General features: G+C 69.4%; 13 protein-coding genes and 1 pseudogene. 7 read left to right on the forward strand and 7 right to left on the reverse strand.

Going from position 1 to position 15,925, the window contains the following annotated elements; genetic code table 11:
• The first annotated feature begins 28 nt into the window (after positions 1–28).
• The gene (locus J7E87_RS08390; protein WP_215091747.1) at positions 29–712 is read left to right on the forward strand and encodes a response regulator; all 684 of its coding nucleotides are present in this window, start codon (positions 29–31) and stop codon (positions 710–712) included.
• Positions 713–806: 94 nt separating this feature from the next.
• Complete coding sequence (locus J7E87_RS08395) at positions 807–1,280, forward strand: hypothetical protein (protein ID WP_215091586.1); 474 nt, start codon at positions 807–809, stop codon at positions 1,278–1,280.
• Between the two features lie 20 nt (positions 1,281–1,300).
• On the opposite strand, the gene J7E87_RS08400 is transcribed toward J7E87_RS08395, so the two are convergent.
• Positions 1,301–2,107 carry a class I SAM-dependent methyltransferase gene (locus J7E87_RS08400; RefSeq protein WP_215091588.1) on the reverse strand — a complete coding sequence of 269 codons (807 nt, stop codon included), beginning with the start codon at positions 2,105–2,107 and terminating at the stop codon, positions 1,301–1,303.
• Positions 2,108–2,790: 683 nt separating this feature from the next.
• Between J7E87_RS08400 and J7E87_RS08405 the strand changes: the two genes are divergently transcribed.
• Positions 2,791–3,471: a DUF4230 domain-containing protein gene (locus J7E87_RS08405; protein WP_215091590.1), complete on the forward strand. Its 681-nt coding sequence runs from the start codon at positions 2,791–2,793 to the stop codon at positions 3,469–3,471.
• A 58-nt stretch (positions 3,472–3,529) separates the two neighbouring features.
• Positions 3,530–3,634: pseudogene (locus tag J7E87_RS34935) on the forward strand (IS5/IS1182 family transposase); the annotation flags it as partial.
• 132 nt (positions 3,635–3,766) lie between these two features.
• Here J7E87_RS34935 and J7E87_RS08410 read toward each other — a convergent pair.
• Entirely contained in the window at positions 3,767–4,618 is an 852-nt protein-coding gene (locus tag J7E87_RS08410) for a phosphotransferase enzyme family protein (RefSeq protein ID WP_215091592.1), read from the reverse strand.
• A 549-nt stretch (positions 4,619–5,167) separates the two neighbouring features.
• On the opposite strand from J7E87_RS08410, the gene J7E87_RS08415 reads away from it, so the two are divergent.
• A complete protein-coding gene (locus J7E87_RS08415) occupies positions 5,168–6,196 on the forward strand; it encodes a lytic polysaccharide monooxygenase (protein ID WP_215091594.1) in 1,029 nt (342 codons plus the stop codon).
• Positions 6,197–6,262: 66 nt separating this feature from the next.
• Here J7E87_RS08415 and J7E87_RS08420 read toward each other — a convergent pair whose 3' ends face one another.
• Positions 6,263–7,120, reverse strand: a complete 858-nt coding sequence (locus J7E87_RS08420; protein ID WP_215091596.1) for an alpha/beta fold hydrolase — start codon at positions 7,118–7,120, stop codon at positions 6,263–6,265.
• A gap of 399 nt (positions 7,121–7,519) precedes the next feature.
• Between J7E87_RS08420 and J7E87_RS08425 the strand changes: the two genes are divergently transcribed.
• Positions 7,520–7,816, forward strand: coding sequence for a hypothetical protein (locus J7E87_RS08425; RefSeq protein WP_215091598.1), 297 nt, complete (start codon positions 7,520–7,522; stop codon positions 7,814–7,816).
• A 144-nt stretch (positions 7,817–7,960) separates the two neighbouring features.
• Here J7E87_RS08425 and J7E87_RS08430 read toward each other — a convergent pair whose 3' ends face one another.
• The 4 genes from J7E87_RS08430 to J7E87_RS08445 form a co-directional block, all read right to left on the reverse strand.
• Positions 7,961–8,971: a hypothetical protein gene (locus tag J7E87_RS08430; RefSeq protein WP_215091600.1), complete on the reverse strand. Its 1,011-nt coding sequence runs from the start codon at positions 8,969–8,971 to the stop codon at positions 7,961–7,963.
• Positions 8,968–12,459: a DNA polymerase III subunit alpha gene (locus J7E87_RS08435; RefSeq protein ID WP_215091601.1), complete on the reverse strand. Its 3,492-nt coding sequence runs from the start codon at positions 12,457–12,459 to the stop codon at positions 8,968–8,970. Before J7E87_RS08435 ends, J7E87_RS08430 begins: the two co-directional genes overlap by 4 nt.
• A 233-nt stretch (positions 12,460–12,692) precedes the next feature.
• Positions 12,693–13,778, reverse strand: a complete 1,086-nt coding sequence (locus J7E87_RS08440; protein ID WP_215091749.1) for a S1 family peptidase — start codon at positions 13,776–13,778, stop codon at positions 12,693–12,695.
• A gap of 222 nt (positions 13,779–14,000) precedes the next feature.
• Positions 14,001–14,813, reverse strand: a complete 813-nt coding sequence (locus J7E87_RS08445; RefSeq protein WP_215091603.1) for a slipin family protein — start codon at positions 14,811–14,813, stop codon at positions 14,001–14,003.
• Between the two features lie 187 nt (positions 14,814–15,000).
• Here J7E87_RS08445 and J7E87_RS08450 point away from each other — a divergent pair, with 187 nt between their 5' ends.
• Positions 15,001–15,855 carry an alpha/beta fold hydrolase gene (locus tag J7E87_RS08450; protein ID WP_215091751.1) on the forward strand — a complete coding sequence of 285 codons (855 nt, stop codon included), beginning with the start codon at positions 15,001–15,003 and terminating at the stop codon, positions 15,853–15,855.
• The last annotated feature ends 70 nt before the right edge of the window (positions 15,856–15,925 follow it).

The raw sequence follows: 15,925 nt of genomic DNA on the forward strand, positions 1-15,925 counted from the left end.
TGTGGTCGGGGCCTAGCGTGTCGGCGTGATGAATGTGCTGGTGGTGGACGACGACTTCATGGTCGCCAAGCTGCACAGCCGCTATGTGTCCGCGACGGAGGGCTTCACGGTCGTCGGGGTGGCCCACAGCGGCGCCGAAGCGCTGCGCGTGGCCGAGAGGGTTCGGCCTGATCTGGTATTGCTCGACATCTATCTGCCCGATATGGACGGGATCGGTGTGCTGCGCGAGCTGCGCGCGGCGGAGGAGCGCGACGGCCGTGCTCCCGTGGACGCGCTGTTCATCACGGCCGCGAGGGATGCGGCGATCGTCCGTTCCGCCCTGCGGGCCGGGGCGCTGCACTACCTGATCAAGCCCTTCAACCAGGCGGCACTACAGGAACAGTTGCGGCATGTGGCCGCGCTGCGGTCCCGCTTCGACCGGCTGGGCGAGGCCCGCCAGGAGGACGTCGACCAGATCTTCGGCACCCGCCCGCCGGGATCACGCGAACTCCCCAAGGGCCTGGCGGCCCACACCGCGGAACTGGTGGAACGGATCCTGCGGGAACACCCGGGCGAGGACCTGTCGGCCTCGGAATGCGCGGCGGCGGGCTCCCTGTCCCGGGTCAGCGCACGGCGGTACCTGGAGTACTTCGCGGAGACGGGGCGCGCGGTGGTGACGCTTCGGTACGGGGGGACGGGGCGGCCGGAGCGGCGGTACCGGCGGATTGGCTGAGGTGGCTCGGGGGGCGTGGACCGTCGAGTGGTCCGTGGCATCACAAGGGCATGTCCACGCTCATCGGCGGGATCGTGTTGGAGGGGGCAGCGCAGTGGCTGGAGAAGTCTGGGCATCGGTCTTGTCGCTCAGTGGTGTTGTGCTCGGCAGCGGGCTGACGGCGTTCGCACAGCGCGCCACGCAGCGGTCCGCCGAGCGCACGGAGGAACGGAAGCAGGCTGCCGCCACCGCGGAGACTCGCCGGGCGGAGCAGTTGCATGCGATCAAGGAGTTCAGCGCTTGCGCCCAGGAGGCCGAACGAGCCGCCTACCGCCGTCCCGACCCGTGGGGTGACGACGAGGACGGCTGGATGACACAGACCCAGCCCATCATGACGGCGCTGTGGACCGCGGAGCGCACCCTCATGCTGCTCTGCGACGAGGCCGTGCAGGACCCCGTCCACGTCTACGGCCGTGCGCTCAACCGGGCGGTGTGGCGGGACATCGGCGACACCGAGGTGAACGAGTACCTCGAGACGCCCAAGGCCACGTTCATGGCGGCGGCGCGCACCAGCCTCGCCTTCCGCTGAACCGCCTGGCCGCGGTCGAGTCAGGTGGCCGGGCCGGGTCCGGGGTGGCTGACCCGGAGCTTCGACTGGCCGTGCGGCAGTCGCTCCCAGTCGTCCATGAAGCCGGCGACGAGACCGTGCTTCTCGGCCAGCCGGATCAGCGTCTCCGTGCGGTAGTAGAAGTCCTCGCCGAGCACCTGGTGCTCGCTGCCTTCAGTGCGGTCGTAGGTGAAGTCGAAGAAGCCGCCGGGCGCCAGTACCCGTCCGACGTGCGAGAGGCATTCGTCGATGACCTCCAGCGGTGAGTGCGAGAACACGCTGTGCGCGTGCACCACCGTGAACCAGGCATCGGGAAGGAAGTCCAGCTTCAGGTTGTCGACGGGTGTCAGGTACGGCATTTTGTCCTGGAGCCCGTAGTGGACCAGGGTCTTCTTGGCCTCGATGAGGATGTCGGGCGAGATGTCGATCCCGACGTAGTGGCCGGGCTCCAGATGCTCGATGAACCGCCAGCCGGCTCGCAGGTTGCCGCACCCGATCTCCAGCATCCGGTCCTGCGGCTTCAGACCGTGCCGCACCAGGTAGTCGTACTGCAGCTGTCCGATGGCCAGCCAGCGGTCGTGCGAGGGCGCGCCGCCGACCGCCGCCGCCGGGCTCCTGGCGGTGTCCGACGCCATCACCGCCCGGTAGTACGCGATGTGACTCCCTCGGTGCCGGAACCGGAACCAGCCGTCCCGGCCCGCCCGTCGCAGGTACGGCAGTACGCGCTGTGGATGCCGCAGCGCGTAGCGCACCTTGTGTGCCAGCCGCGAGCGGTTCCTCGACAGGCGCGGAGCGGGTGTCTTGTGCATGACGGCCTCCCGTGCCATCCGTGGGCTGCCCCTGCGCGGATGTTAACCACGCGGGGGACATGACACGCTCCTCCGGCCGCCTGCCCCGCCATAGGGCAACCTATGCTCCTCCCCCTACGCCGCCTGTGCACGCAGGACGCCGCCCGGCTTGCCGGGCCCGCCTCAGGATTGGGCCGTCTCACTCGTTCGGGAAGGCCTTTCGGCCGAGTGCCACACCCGACTGGTGGGCCGCCGAGACCACCCCGCAGTGTGGAGGGGAGGCCGGGGAAAGCCGTCACCCCGCCCTACCAACGAGCGAGGGCAGACCATGCTGGCGTCACGCTTGATCTCCGGCTCGCAGGATGGCGTTCCGCACGATGCGCGAGTCAGCCGAGGTACCCGCCGGTGTTCGGCGCGCCCCGGCAGGCGGTCCAACGGCGCTTCGCCCACTGGGGCCAAGGCCGCGCCTGGGCCCGGCTCCACCGCGTTGTCCTCGATGAACTCGGCGCCGGAAGGCGAGCCGGAGTGGTCGCGGTGCGCGATCGGCTCCTTCCGCGTCCGGGCGGCAAAACAGGGCCACTGAACGGGCCGAACCCGACCGACGGATGGATGGATGACATGGGGCTGCATGCAGGGATACGACGCGTATCGCACCCAACGGCCCGCGGTGCGTGCCCGCGTGCGGCCGGGGGCACACGAAGAGTGTGACGACACCTACCTCGGATACCAAGCGCCCGCGCCCCTCCCGCCGCCTGCAGCTGCCGTGGTGGCTGTCGGTGCCAGTCGCCCTGCTGGTGGTTCTCGTTCTGGTGGTCCTCGCCGGACGCTTCAGTCTGCTGCCCGGATTCGACGACATCTTCGGCGAGGAGACAAAGGACCGGTCAGGGCCCGCCCTGCTCAAGTCCATCAAGGATATGAACCGTTACGAGGGAGCGGCGGGCAACTTCCAGATCGTCGTGGACCTGGAGAAGGACGCCAAGTTCCTCCCGGACGCGATCCGCGGCACCCGCACCCTGTACGTGGGTGCGGGCAGCGTCAGCGCGTACGTGGATCTCGGCGCCATCGGCCAGAACAGCGTCACCGTCGACAAGGACCGTACGACGGCCACGCTCCGCCTTCCGCACGCCCGTCTCGGTGCGCCTGCACTCGACCCCAAACGGTCGTACGCGGTGTCCAAGCAGCGCGGGCTCCTCGACCGTCTCGGTGATCTGTTCTCCGACAACCCCGCCGACGAACGCGCGGTGAACCAGCTCGCGGCACAACGCATCGGCGAGGCGGCGAAGGACAGCGGGCTCACTGCCCGCGCGGAAAAGAACACCACGTCCATGCTGGAGGGCCTGCTGCGCTCCCTCGGATTCCGGCAGGTGACCGTCGTGTACGGATGACGGCGGGCGGCGTGGTTCCTTCGGCTCGGCGCGACAGACGCACCGGGCCGAACTCCGTCTCATGGCCCCGCACCGCAAACGACCCGGCCGACCACTCCCGGCGGCCGAAGAGGGGGACAACGCGGAGCATCGCCGGGTCCGGGTCCGGGTCGTAGCGGCGGTGCAGTCGTCGGCAGTCGGCAGGTAATCGAGCCGTCGACATGTGCGACTGGATCTCGCCCACGACCGGCCAAGGCCAGGATCACGGTAGATCCCGACGTCAACAGCCAGCCGCTACGACTTCGAAGGCCCGCGATCAACCATGGGTATCCAGCCCTTTGCGATCGAGCGCTACTCGGATCTGGCTGAGCCACTCTGTACCCAGCCGGCGCCCGTTTGGGTATTGGTCGCCTCGATCCCAGCGCCACGTTGTGATCATCGCCAGCACGAGGATCCGGCACTCGCGTAGCAAGCCTTGATTGACACCCGGATAGTGCTCGCTGACTTCTTCGGGCGCATGGGCGAGGTCGAATTCAACAGGCCCACGGCAGCACGTCTCGAGGTCTATGAACAGCAGCCCGTTCTTCGTGGTGAGCAGGTTGCCTGGGTGCGGCTCGCCGTGCAGTAGCTGCTCGGCGCCGCCGCGCTCGCCGATCACTCGTCTCAGGCTTCGCAACGTGTTGCCGAGGAGTTCCCGGTCCGCGTCGGCGAGCGCCGGAGTGCGGTCGCGACTTGCCACGAGTTGTTGGGCCTGCTCGACTCGATCCGTGAAGTGCGGTGTCGGGACATCGAGCTTGCGCATGTCGGCATGCAGCCGCTCGAGCGCATTGGCGTAGTCGGCTGGTGAGACCTCTCGAGGCGTCGCAGGTTCGTAGTAGGTCCATAGCGTGACCACGAAGCCATCACGCTCGTAGACGCGTGGCTCGACTCGAGGCTCTAGAGCAGCCACCGGGCTCTCGGATTCGGCGAGCCGCTGAGCAAGCTCGACTTCGAACTTTGCGACCTGATGCGCTACAGGTGCCACCCGGGCCAGGACGTCACAAGGCAGCAGACGCAGAGTGAGCTTGTTCGAGTCATGAAGAACGATCGCGTCGTCGACTGCCAGGTCAAGTGATGAGGCGGTCGACATGGCCGCGGCCACCGCACGCGGGACCTCTGCCGCCTGCATCGTTGCCTGGCCCCTCTGCCTTGCGCGCTGCCGTACTCTCCAAGCGGTGCGACCTGGGCCGCCGTACCAAGTTGTCGATTAGAGCCGCGGTGGTGCGACGGGCGGGGCGCGACTGAATCGGCGATCTGCCCCCCTTCGGCTGCTCAGCCGACAACCTCGAACAACGCAAACGATTCCGGTTGCGGCAGTAGTGACTCGCTTCGCTGCGACTTGCTCGGGGAGCCACAGAGGGAGCCATACGGGGAGCCGCCACAGCCAACACGAGGCGGTCCGCCCTGGACGACTACGGACGATGAACCTACCTCCATCAAGGTGCCGGCACCCTCAGCACCGCCGATTCCTCAGCCCCTCCTTACCCCCTCCTTAAAGTGACCATAAGGATCGCCATCACCCCCTCCCAGCAGGCGATTTCGCGGTTGCGAGCGGCTAGCTTGCTGATCGCCTGGACCCGTTCGAACGGCCGGCGCCGTGGTCCTACGGGGGGCCGCGCCGCCCGTTCGAGCCTGCCCCGGGTCCCCCCATATGCCGCTTCTCAAGGAGTACGTCACCATGACCGCTCGCCGTAAGGTCACCTCGGTCGCCGCCCTCGGGTTCGCGCCGGTCGCTCTCGCCGGGCTGGCTGCCGCGCCGGCCGTCGCGCACGGGTCGATGACGGACCCGGTCAGCCGGGTGTCCGCCTGCTTCGCCGAGGGGCCTGAGAGTCCGGATTCGGCGGCGTGCAAGGCGGCGGTCGCCTCCAGCGGTACGCAGGCCTTCTACGACTGGAACGAAGTCAACATCGCCAACGCCGCCGGAAACCACCAGCAGTTGATCCCGGACGGCAAGCTGTGCAGCGCGGGCCGCGACAAGTACAAGGGGCTTGACCTGGCCCGCGCCGACTGGCCGTCCTCCAAGCTCGCGTCCGGCAACCGCACCTTCCGCTACAAGGCGACCGCCCCGCACAAGGGTTCCTTCGAGCTGTACCTCACCAAGGACGGCTACGACCCGACCAAGCCTCTCAAGTGGTCGGACCTGGAGGCGAAGCCGTTCGCGAAGGTCACCAACCCCAAGCTGGAGAACGGTGAGTACGTCTTCAACGGCGTCGTCCCGAACAAGTCCGGTCGGCACCTGATCTACTCCATCTGGCAGCGCTCGGACTCCCCCGAGGCCTTCTACACCTGCTCCGACGTGGTCTTCGGGCAGGACAACGGCAACGTCGGCGGTGCGCCCGCCCCGGCCGCCTCCGCGCCCTCCGAGGAGGACATCGCGGACGGCGCGGACAAGTCCACCGTCGATCACGGTGGTCACGGTGGCGATCACGCGGAGGCGACCGGCGCGGCTTCGGCCGAGGAGGCCGCCGAGCAGCCTGCCGAGGCTCCCGCCGAGCAGCCCGCCGACAACAACGCCCCCGAAGCGAACGGCGTCGGAAAGCCTGTCGCCGCCCCCAACTCAGGCGGCGACAACCTCGCCGAGACCGGCGGCGACAGCAACACCCCGTACATCGCGATCGGCGGCGCCGCCGCTCTCGCCGTCGGCGCAGCGGCGATGTTCGGCACCGCTCGCCGCAAGGCGACCGCCGGCGGCCGTCACAGCCGCTGACGTTTGCATAGGCGCAGGACTGCGGCCCGCTCCCCGAAAGGGGAAGGGGCCGCAGTTGCGCTTTTCTCAGTGGAATACCGACGCGCACGTCGTCCGCGTCGCATGCGCCGGATCCAGTGCGTTCGCGACCTCGTGGTACGCGATCCGGTCGAACACCCCTATCGCCACGTGCTCCGACAGGTCGACCGCGCACAGGTCCTGGAGCAGCACATTCCGTACGTCCGGCCCTGTCAGGTACTGCGAGCGGTACGGCGTGACCACCTGGTCGTAGCGAGTGGCGATGACCGTGTAGCGCACGCCGGGCACGGTGTCGCCGCCCGCGTTGAGCTTTGTGAGGAAGGCGGAGCCGGCTATCTGGTCGGCCAGCCCTGGGGTGGTGGCTCTGATCAGATCCTCGGCGCCCGGGAAGAACGGCAGCAGCTTGGTGAGACCGTTCAGCGTGGTGCCGTGGTTGTCGGGTGCGAGACCGATCAGCGCGTTCACCTTGTCCGCCCCGCCCAGGAACTTGAGGTAGTGGCGCGGCATCAGGCCGCCCTGGGAGTGGCCGACGAGGTCCGCTTTGGACGCGCCGGTCGAGGAGAGCACCTTGTCGACGTATGTGTCGAGCTGCTCGGCGGACTTGTCGATCGGGCCGAGGCCGTAGAAGAAGGGCACGCCGGGGAGCTGTCCGTAGTCGAGGGAGAAGACGCAGTAACCGCGGTTGACCAGGTACGGGGCGAGGGCGAGCCAGTTGTCGACGGAGTTCCCGAGGGTTCCGTGGACGAGGATGACTGGGCGGGGGTGGGTGGTGGATGGTTTGCAGGAGTAGTCGTTCCAGCCGCTGCGAGGCGCTGGGTCGGCGTTCGCGACGGCGGGTGTGAGGGCCACAGACACGGCCAGAAGCAGGGCAGCGACCGGTCTGAGGGCACGTTTCCAGGGCAGCATCGGGCAATCTCCTTGCGGCTCAAGGGAGTAGCGATGGCTGGATTTGTGGTGCTCACGCCAACTTACGCACGAGTAACCAAAGATTGGAAGTTACGCGTCAGTAAAAACTCCGCCGTAAGTAGCAGAGGTGACAACGCTCGTGATAATGGGCTTCATTGGCGGTGAAGCCGCGCCCCTCCGGGGACTGCGGCCGCGGCGCGCCGTGCGCCGCCGATCAAGCGCGTGAGGTGCCGCTATGGACGCGCTCGGCACGCGATTGGCGCGACGGCGACGGCGCGGGCAATGCCTGCCGGCGGCCAGGTCGACGCCACAACCGATTCCCTGGTCAGCTATGGGGTTATTCCGGCAAAAGGGGGATAGAGGCATAAGGTGGACAGCCGACAAGAACGAGGAGTCGCGATGCCGAAGAAGCACTCGAACCCCAGCGCCCACCGGTCCTTCCACCCCGACGAATACGCCCCCGAGCCGGACAGGCCCCGCAAGTCGCCCAGCAAGGAAGAGAAAGACGCATCGCTGGCCGACACGCCGATAGAGAGCACGAGCACCAGGGGCGAGGAACAGACAGAAAAGTCCGAAGGCATGCATGACGCCGGCCGCCGGGGAAAGTCCCAACGCCCCAGTGGCAGGAAGGACGCCTCCGCCTCCACCGGCGTGGACCCCAAGGATCCACCCGCCGGCAAGGACGCACCCCGCTGATTGACCCAGCCGTACGGTCGGGCCCGGGGCCCGGTGATCGACCAGCCGTACGATCGGACCCGGGGCTCCGGCCGGGGCAGCGAGGGCCGCCGGACCCGATAAACAGTCAGGCCCTTCAACAGTCAAGTCCTACGCGGCCAAGTCCTACGCGGCGAGTGAGCCCGGAACCACCGCCCGCGGCCCGAACTTCGCCCGCGCCCGGTCCGCCACCGCCTCGATCCGGCGTGCCCGCTCGTCCGCCGGGTCGAACGTCAGCTGCCGGGCGGCCCGTTCGACCGGCATCAGGTCCTCGGCGCGCAGCGACAGGCTCCGCACCCGGGCCCGCTGCAGGCCGAGCGACTCATGGATCCGGTACGCGAGACCGGTGAGCGCCGCCGAGTGGGCGGTCGGCTCGCGCAGGGTGCGCGCCCGCGTGGTCGTGGACCGGTCGGCGTACCGCACGGTGAGGGTCAGGGAGCGGCACACCTGGCCCTCTGTGCGCATCCTCAGCCCCAGTTCCTCGGCGATCGAGAGCAGCGCCCTGCGGTGGCTTACGGGGTCCAACTCGTCCCGGTCGAAGGCCCGTTCGGCGGCGATCTGGGGGGACCTCCCCCGCCGAAGGCTGTGGGGGAGGGCGGCGGCGTTCGGGACGACAGCCGTACGGTCGATGCCGCGCGCCCGCTCCCACAACTCGCGCCCGGCCTTCGCGCCGACGATCCGCTGGAGCACGGCGAGCGGCGCTTCGGCCACGCGTCCGACGCAGTCGAGGCCGTACGCGCACAGTGTGCGGGCCGTCGCCGTCCCGACGCCGTCCAGCGCGGCGACCGGCTTGCCGGCCAGGAACCCGGTCGTCTCGTCGTCCGTCACCACCAGGGTCTTCCCGGGCACGGCCTCCCGCGCCGCCATCCTGGCCAGCATCGGGCTCGGGCCCGCCCCGATCGCGCAGTCCACCCCGCAGTGCGCCAGCGCCCGCACCCGCAGCAGCGCGGCGAGCTGGGCCGCGTCCCGCCCGAAGTACCGTTCGGCGCCCCGGACATCGATGAGCGCGGCGTCGGGCGGGAGCGCCTGCACAACAGGGCTGATGTCCTCGGCCAGGCCGAGCAGCGCGGGCAACGCCGCCTCGATCCCGCCCGCCTCATGCGTCGGGGCGCTCCGGAAGCGTACATAGAGGATCATCCCGCGCTCCCCGGACTCTGGTGCCACAACTTCCTTCCCGTGGCGCCCTGTTGTTCGCCCGGCGGCTGGAGGTCCGCCCAGGGGTTCAGCTCATAGCCCGTCGACAACTGGATCCGGCGGCCACTGTCGGCCGGCGCCTCCCCCTCCGCCGAGGGCACGGGCGCGGCCAGCCGTGCCGCGACCGCGTCGAGCCCTCCCGTACGCCGCAACTCCACCAGCTCCGCCAGATTCCAGGCCGCCGCGCCGACCACGCTGAGGCTGCGCGGCCCGCGCCGCTGCACCACCCCGCGTACCAGCAGCAGCCAGGAGTGGAAGACGGTGTGCGCGCACGCGGCGTGGCTGTCGTCGAAGAAGGCGAGGTCGACCAGGCCCGTGCCGTCGTCGAGCGTGGTGAAGATGACCCGCTTGCCCGACCTGATCGGCGGTGTCTGGGTGGCCGCCTTCGCGCCCGCGACCAGCACCGTCTGCCCGTGTCGCGCCGCGCGCAGCCGCTGCGCGGAGACCACGCCGAGCTCCTTGAGGAAGGCATGGTGATCCTCCATCAGATGGCGGGACGCGTCCATGCCGAGAACGCCGAGTTCGGCGCTGAGGCGTTCCGCGTCGCCGAGGTCGGGGAGTCCGACCGGGGCGGTCTTCTGCCCGTCGCCCAGGGGGAGCTGACTGCCGTACGGCCCGGAGCCCGCCCGCGAACCGGACCCTGAACCGCGCTGCCCGCGGTGGAGTTCGGCGAGGTGCAGCAGCAGGTCGCGGCGGTTGGCGCCGAAGGCGTCCAATCCGCCCACCTGGGCGAGCCGTTCGGCGACCGGACGCCCGGGACGGGCCCGCTGCCAGAAGTCCCGCAGCGAGGAGTAGGGCTGCCCGGCCTCGATCCGCGCGGCCTCGGCCTCGCTGATGCCGTGGACGTCCGAGAGGGCCAGCCGCAGCCCCCACACGCCCTGGCCGGAAGCCCCACTATCAGACACCAGTTCGATTCTATGGGCGACCGCCGACCGGTTCACATCCAGCGGCAGCACCGGCACTCCGCGCCGCCGCGCGTCCGCCAGCAGCAGCCGCTTCGGGTACATCCCCGGGTCGTGCGTGAGCAGCCCGGCGTAGAAGGCCGCCGGGTGGTGCGCCTTGAGCCACGCCGACTGGTACGTCGGCACCGCGAAGGCCACCGCGTGCGCCTTGCAGAAGCCGTACGACCCGAAGGCCTCGATGATCTCCCAGGTACGGGCGATCACATCGGGCCCGTACCCCCTGGCCTCGGCGTGCTGCGCGAACCAGACCTTGATCTTCCCCTGCGACTCGGGGTGGGAGAGCCCGCGCCGCACCCGGTCGGCCTCGTCCCGGCCGCAGCCGGTCATGATGTTCACCATCTCGATGATCTGCTCATGGAAGACGACCACCCCGTACGTCTCCTTCAGCGGCCCCTCCAGATCCGGATGCGGATACCGGACGGGCGCCCGGCCGTGCCTGGCCTCGATGAACGGCCGCACCATGTCGGCGGCGACCGGCCCCGGCCTGAAGAGCGAGATGTCGACGACCAGGTCACCAAAGGTGGCGGGCTGCAGCCGGCCGACCAGGTCACGCTGGCCCGGCGACTCGATCTGGAAGCAGCCCAGCGTCTCGGCGGACTTGATGAGCCGGTACGTCGCCGGGTCGTCCGGCGGCACCTGCTCCGGGTCGTCGATGTCGAGCTCCTCCCCCGTCGCCCGCCGCAGCTCGGCGACCGCGTGTGCCATCGCCGACTGCATCCGCACCCCCAGGACGTCGAGCTTGAGCAGCCCGAGGTCCTCCACGTCGTCCTTGTCGAACTGCGACATGGGGAAGCCCTCGCCGCTGGTGGGCATCACCGGCGTACGCGCGAGGAGCGAGGCGTCCGAGAGCAGCACCCCGCACGGATGCATGGCGACCCCGCGCGGCAGCGCGTCCAGCGCCTCGACCAGCTCCCACAGCCGTCCGTACTTCGCCCTTTCCCGCTGAAACTCCCCTGCCAGTTGACGCAGTTCGGGCAGCTCCTCCATGGCGGCGCGGGCATCGCGGGCGCGGATGTGCGGGAAGGACTTGGCGATCCTGTCGATCTCGGCGGGGTCCATGGAGAGCGCGGCGCCCACGTCCCGTACCGCGTGGCGTACCCGGTAGGTCTCGGGCATGGCGACGGTCGCGACCCGCTCCTCGCCGAAGCGGCCGATGATCGCGCGGTAGACCTCGAGCCGGCGGGCGGACTCCACGTCGATGTCGATGTCGGGCAGCACGACGCGCCGCTTGGACAGGAAGCGCTCCATCAGCAGCCCGTGCTCGACGGGGTCGGCGTGCGCGATGCCGAGGAGGTGGTTGACGAGCGAGCCGGCCCCGGAGCCGCGCGCGGCGACCCTGATGCCCATTCCCCTCACGTCATCGACGACTTGAGCAACCGTCAGGAAGTACGAGGCATAGCCGTGGTACGCGATGATGTCCAGCTCGCGGTGCATCCGCTCCCAGTACTCACGACGGCCGTCATAGCCGCGCAGCATCATCGCGGCGGCGGCGCGGGAGGCCAGCACCCGCTGCGGGGTACGGAGCCCGGCGCCGACCAGATGCGGCTCCGGGAAGTGGACGGCGCCGATCCCCAGATCGTCCTCAGGGTCGATCAGACACTCGGCCGCCGTCTCCTCCGTCATGGCGAGCAGCCGGTACGCGGTGTCGCGCCGGAAGCCGGCGGCCTCGGCGACCCGCTCGGCGGTACGGGCCATCTCGGCCGGTTCCTTGAGCCAGCGCTCCCCGCTGTCGAGGCCCTTGCGCGGGTCCACGGGCACGAGGCGGCGGGCGGCGTCGAGGACGTCGGCGACCGGGCCCTGCCCCGGGTCTGCGTACCGGACGGCATTGGTGAGCACGGCCCGTACGCCCTGTTCGGCGGCGAAGCCGAGGGTGCGGGCGGCGTGCCGCAGCGAGCCGGGTCCGGTGCCCTTGAGGCCGTGATGCACGACTTCCAGGCGCAGCCGGTCGCCGTAGCGCTCCAGCCAGGGCACGAGCAGCTTCGCAGCGCGGTCGGGACGGCCGGCGGACAGCGCCCGGCCGATCTCGGAGGTGGGGCCGAGCAGCGCGGTCAGCCCCTCGCCGTGGTTGTCGCCCCAGGGCAGCAGCGGACTGCCGTCGTCCGCCGCGTGGGCGGCGGTCACCAGCCGGCAGAGCTCGGCCCAGCCCTCGCGGGACCGGGCGAGGAAGACCGTACGGGGAGCGGACTCGTCCACGAAGGCGCCGCCGCGCACCGGGGTGCGCCGCCTCTCGGTGGGCCCCTCCTTGCGCGCCCGCTCACCGACCGCGAGGTCCACCCCGAACAGCGGACGCACTCCGGCCTCGGCGCAGGCCTTCGCGAAGCGGACCGTGCCCGCGACGGTGTCGCGGTCGGTCAGCGCGAGGGCGTCCATGCCCCGCTCGGCGGCGCGCTCGGCAAGCCGTTCCGGGTGCGAGGCCCCATATCGCAGGGAGAACCCGGAAACGGTGTGCAGATGCGTGAACCCGGGCACCCGCACCTCCTGGATCAGTCCGTCTCACCTCCCCCTGCCTCCACCATAGACCAAGTTTCGAACATGCGTGCGACACGTGGCGCATCGGCCATTCGACCTCGTCCCACCTGCGTGAACACCGGACGCAGGGCTTCTTCGAGGACAGCGCGCCCGAACCACGGAAGGGCCGAAGCGGCAAAAACAGGTCCGGCCCGCCAGAGGCGGGCCGGACCAGAAGGAGGTGCGGGAGAACGTCAGCCGATCTCGGCTCCGAACGCGCTCAGCGCTTCCGGCACCGGCTGGAAGAAGGTCTCGCCGCCCGAGGAGCAGTCGCCGCTGCCGCCCGAGGTCAGACCGATCGCGGTGTCACCCGCGAAGAGCGAGCCGCCGCTGTCGCCCGGCTCGGCGCAGACCGTGGTCTGGATGAGACCGTTGACGATGTCCCCGTTGCCGTAGTTCACGGTGGCGTCGAGCCCGGTGACCTCACCGTCGTGCACCTGGGTGGTGGAGCCGCTGCGCTGCACCTTCATACCGACGGTCGCCTCACCCGCCTTGGTGATCGCCTGCGAGCTGCCGTTGTAGAGGTTGACCTCGCTCGGGTGCTCGGTGCTGCCGCTGTACTTGACGAGCGCGAAGTCGTTCTCGGGGAACTGCGAGTCGACCATCGAGCCGATCGCAGCGCCGCCCGCCGAGTCGGACCACTCGCTGCCGGCCTGCCCGCAGTGTCCCGCGGTGATGAAGTGCGGCTCGCCGTCCTTGACCACGTTGAAGCCGAGCGAACAGCGTCCGCCGCCGGAGTGGATGGCGTCGCCGCCCGCGATCAGGGGCTTGAACTCCCCGGCGGACTTCTTCAGTTCGGCCTTGCCGCCCAGACCCTTGACGACCTGGCTGAGCTTGTCCCACGACGCGCCCTTGACCGTACGGTCGGCGGTGACGACGACCTTGTTGGTGACCGGGTCGACGGCCCAGGAAGTACCGGGGATGGTCGCCTTGACCGTGAGGGTCTGCCGGGCGGTCTTCAGCTCGGCGAGGGTGTTCTCCACGATTCTGGCCTTGCCGCCCGCCTTGCGCACGGTCTCGGCAGCCGTATCGTCGACGACGTTCACCACGAGTGCCTTGGTGTCGGCGTCGTAGTACGCGCCGGCCGCGTCGGCGCCCAGGTCCTTGCTGAGGGTGGAGCCAAGGTTTCCGGCCGCGACCGAGGACAGCGTCTTGGCGACGAACTGGTCAGTGTCGTCACTGGCGTTCGCACTCTGGAAGGTGAGGCCCGCGGCTACCAGCGCGACGACCGCGCCGCCTGCGATTGCCGCTTTCCTCTTGGGTATGCGTCGGTGCTTCAACATCGACCTCCTGTGGGGGCCGCGTCCGGACAAGTGGGGTGTCAGAACACGGAGGATGAGGCGCCCACTATTCCGATACCGATCGGTAGCACACAAGGTCGACTTCAGGACGCGCACACGACAACGCGAGGGCGTTCACAGTGCCTTCACAGAAAGCGTCCCCACTGGTCGGTTTCGTTTGCGAACACCGCCTGCAACCAGGCCATGGGCAGCGCGTAAGGACTAGTCCTGTCCTGTTCTCGTCGGCGCGGGTCCGGTTTCCTTGGGCGGCAGCGGCTGTTGGGCCCGTTCCAGGAAGCGCAGCAGTTCGACGGGGAAGGGCAGTACGAGGGTCGAGTTCTTCTCCGCGGCAACCGCTACCACGGTCTGGAGCAGCCGCAGCTGAAGCGCGGCGGGCTGTTCCGCCATCACCCCGGCGGCCTCCGCCAGCTTCTTGGATGCCTGGAGTTCGGCGTCCGCGTTGATGACCCGGGCCCGCCGCTCACGGTCAGCCTCCGCCTGCCGCGCCATCGACCGCTTCATGGCCTCCGGCAGCGAGACATCCTTGATCTCCACCCGGTCGATCTGCACACCCCACCCGATCGCCGGACTGTCGATCATCAACTCCAGCCCCTGATTCAGCTTCTCGCGATTCGACAGCAGATCATCCAGATCACTCTTCCCGATGATCGACCGCAACGACGTCTGCGCCATCTGCGAGACCGCGAACCGGTAATCCTCCACCTGCACCACAGCATCAGCGGCGTCGACGACCTTGAAATAGATCACCGCGTCGACCCGCACCGTCACGTTGTCCCGGGTGATCCCGTCCTGCGCGGGCACCGGCATCGTCACGATCTGCAGATTGACCTTACGCAGCCGGTCCACAAACGGCACGATCATGGTGAAACCCGGGCCACGCACCGAGGACTTGAGCCTTCCCAGCCGGAAGACCACGCCTCGCTCGTACTGATTGACCACCCGGGCCGCCGCCATCACATAGACGACGCCCGCGGACGCGACGGCCACGCCGGCCGTCACCAATGCCTCTACCATCACGGCCCCCTGGGGTGCGATGTGGACGCGTCTGCGCGTACCTCTTCGACGGTAACCCCCAAATGACGTCAAAGGCAGTCCCAGTCAGGGCCCTGATGGGTAATCATCGAACCGGTGGGGAATGCCAAGGCTCACCATGCCTGCACGGGGCACTTACGACGAAGGGGGCTCGGGAGTGCGACGTCGGATGCGCGCGGCGGACGGGCGGCATCTGATGGTGGAACGACTGGGCGATCCGCGCGGCAGACCGGTGTTCCTGCTGCACGGCACCCCCGGCAGCCGGCTGGGCCCGGCGCCGCGCGGCATGGTGCTGTACCAGCGCGGCACGCAGTTGATCGCGTACGACCGCCCCGGCTACGGCGGTTCGGACCGGCTGGCGGGACGCAGCGTCGCCGATGTCGCCCAGGACGTACGGGCGATCGCCGACGAGCTCGGCCTGGAGCGGTTCGCCGTGGTGGGCCGCTCGGGCGGCGCACCGCACGCACTGGCCTGCGCGGCCCTGATGCCGGAGCGGATCACCCGCACCGCCGCTCTGGTGACGCTCGCGCCCAGGGACGCCGATGGACTCGACTGGTTCGAGGGCATGGCCGCGTCCAATGTCCTGGAGTACACCAGGGCGTCGGACGACCCGGCAGGGCTGACCGAGCGGTTCATCCTGCGCTCCGCCGAGATCAGGAAGGACCCGGTCCGGCTCCTCGACGATCTGCGCAGGGAGCTGACCGAATCCGACCGGATGGTGGTGTCGGACGCGGGCGTCAGGTCCATGCTGCTACGCAACTACCAGGAGGCGCTGCGCACTTCCGCGTACGGCTGGATCGACGACGCACTCGCCTTCTGCAGCCCATGGGGCTTCGACCCGGCCGACATCAAGGGCCCGGTGATGCTCTGGCACGGCGAGAAGGACGTCTTCTCACCCGTGGGCCACTCCCGCTGGCTGGCGCAGCGCATCCCCGGCGCGACGGCCGTACTCGAACCGACCGCCGCGCACTTCGACGCTCTGCATGCGCTGCCGCGGATCTTGACGTGGCTGCTGGAGAGGTGACGGGGTGACCGGGGCCGCCCGGCAGCCGGTTTTGTCCTCAATCGCCGGACAGGCTCGGAAATCAAGCCCC

The organism is Streptomyces sp. ISL-1 (genome assembly GCF_018614585.1).
Taxonomy (GTDB): Bacteria; Actinomycetota; Actinomycetes; order Streptomycetales; family Streptomycetaceae; genus Streptomyces; species Streptomyces maoxianensis.

Coding starts and splice junctions, on each gene's coding strand:
- J7E87_RS08390 (WP_215091747.1), top strand. CDS start 29: ATGAATGTGCTGGTGGTGGACGACGACTTCATGGTCGCCAAGCTGCAC.
- J7E87_RS08445 (WP_215091603.1), bottom strand. CDS start 14,813: ATGGTAGAGGCATTGGTGACGGCCGGCGTGGCCGTCGCGTCCGCGGGC.
- J7E87_RS08420 (WP_215091596.1), bottom strand. CDS start 7,120: ATGCTGCCCTGGAAACGTGCCCTCAGACCGGTCGCTGCCCTGCTTCTG.
- J7E87_RS08415 (WP_215091594.1), top strand. CDS start 5,168: ATGACCGCTCGCCGTAAGGTCACCTCGGTCGCCGCCCTCGGGTTCGCG.
- J7E87_RS08410 (WP_215091592.1), bottom strand. CDS start 4,618: ATGCAGGCGGCAGAGGTCCCGCGTGCGGTGGCCGCGGCCATGTCGACC.
- J7E87_RS08450 (WP_215091751.1), top strand. CDS start 15,001: ATGCGCGCGGCGGACGGGCGGCATCTGATGGTGGAACGACTGGGCGAT.
- J7E87_RS08400 (WP_215091588.1), bottom strand. CDS start 2,107: ATGCACAAGACACCCGCTCCGCGCCTGTCGAGGAACCGCTCGCGGCTG.
- J7E87_RS08425 (WP_215091598.1), top strand. CDS start 7,520: ATGCCGAAGAAGCACTCGAACCCCAGCGCCCACCGGTCCTTCCACCCC.
- J7E87_RS08430 (WP_215091600.1), bottom strand. CDS start 8,971: ATGATCCTCTATGTACGCTTCCGGAGCGCCCCGACGCATGAGGCGGGC.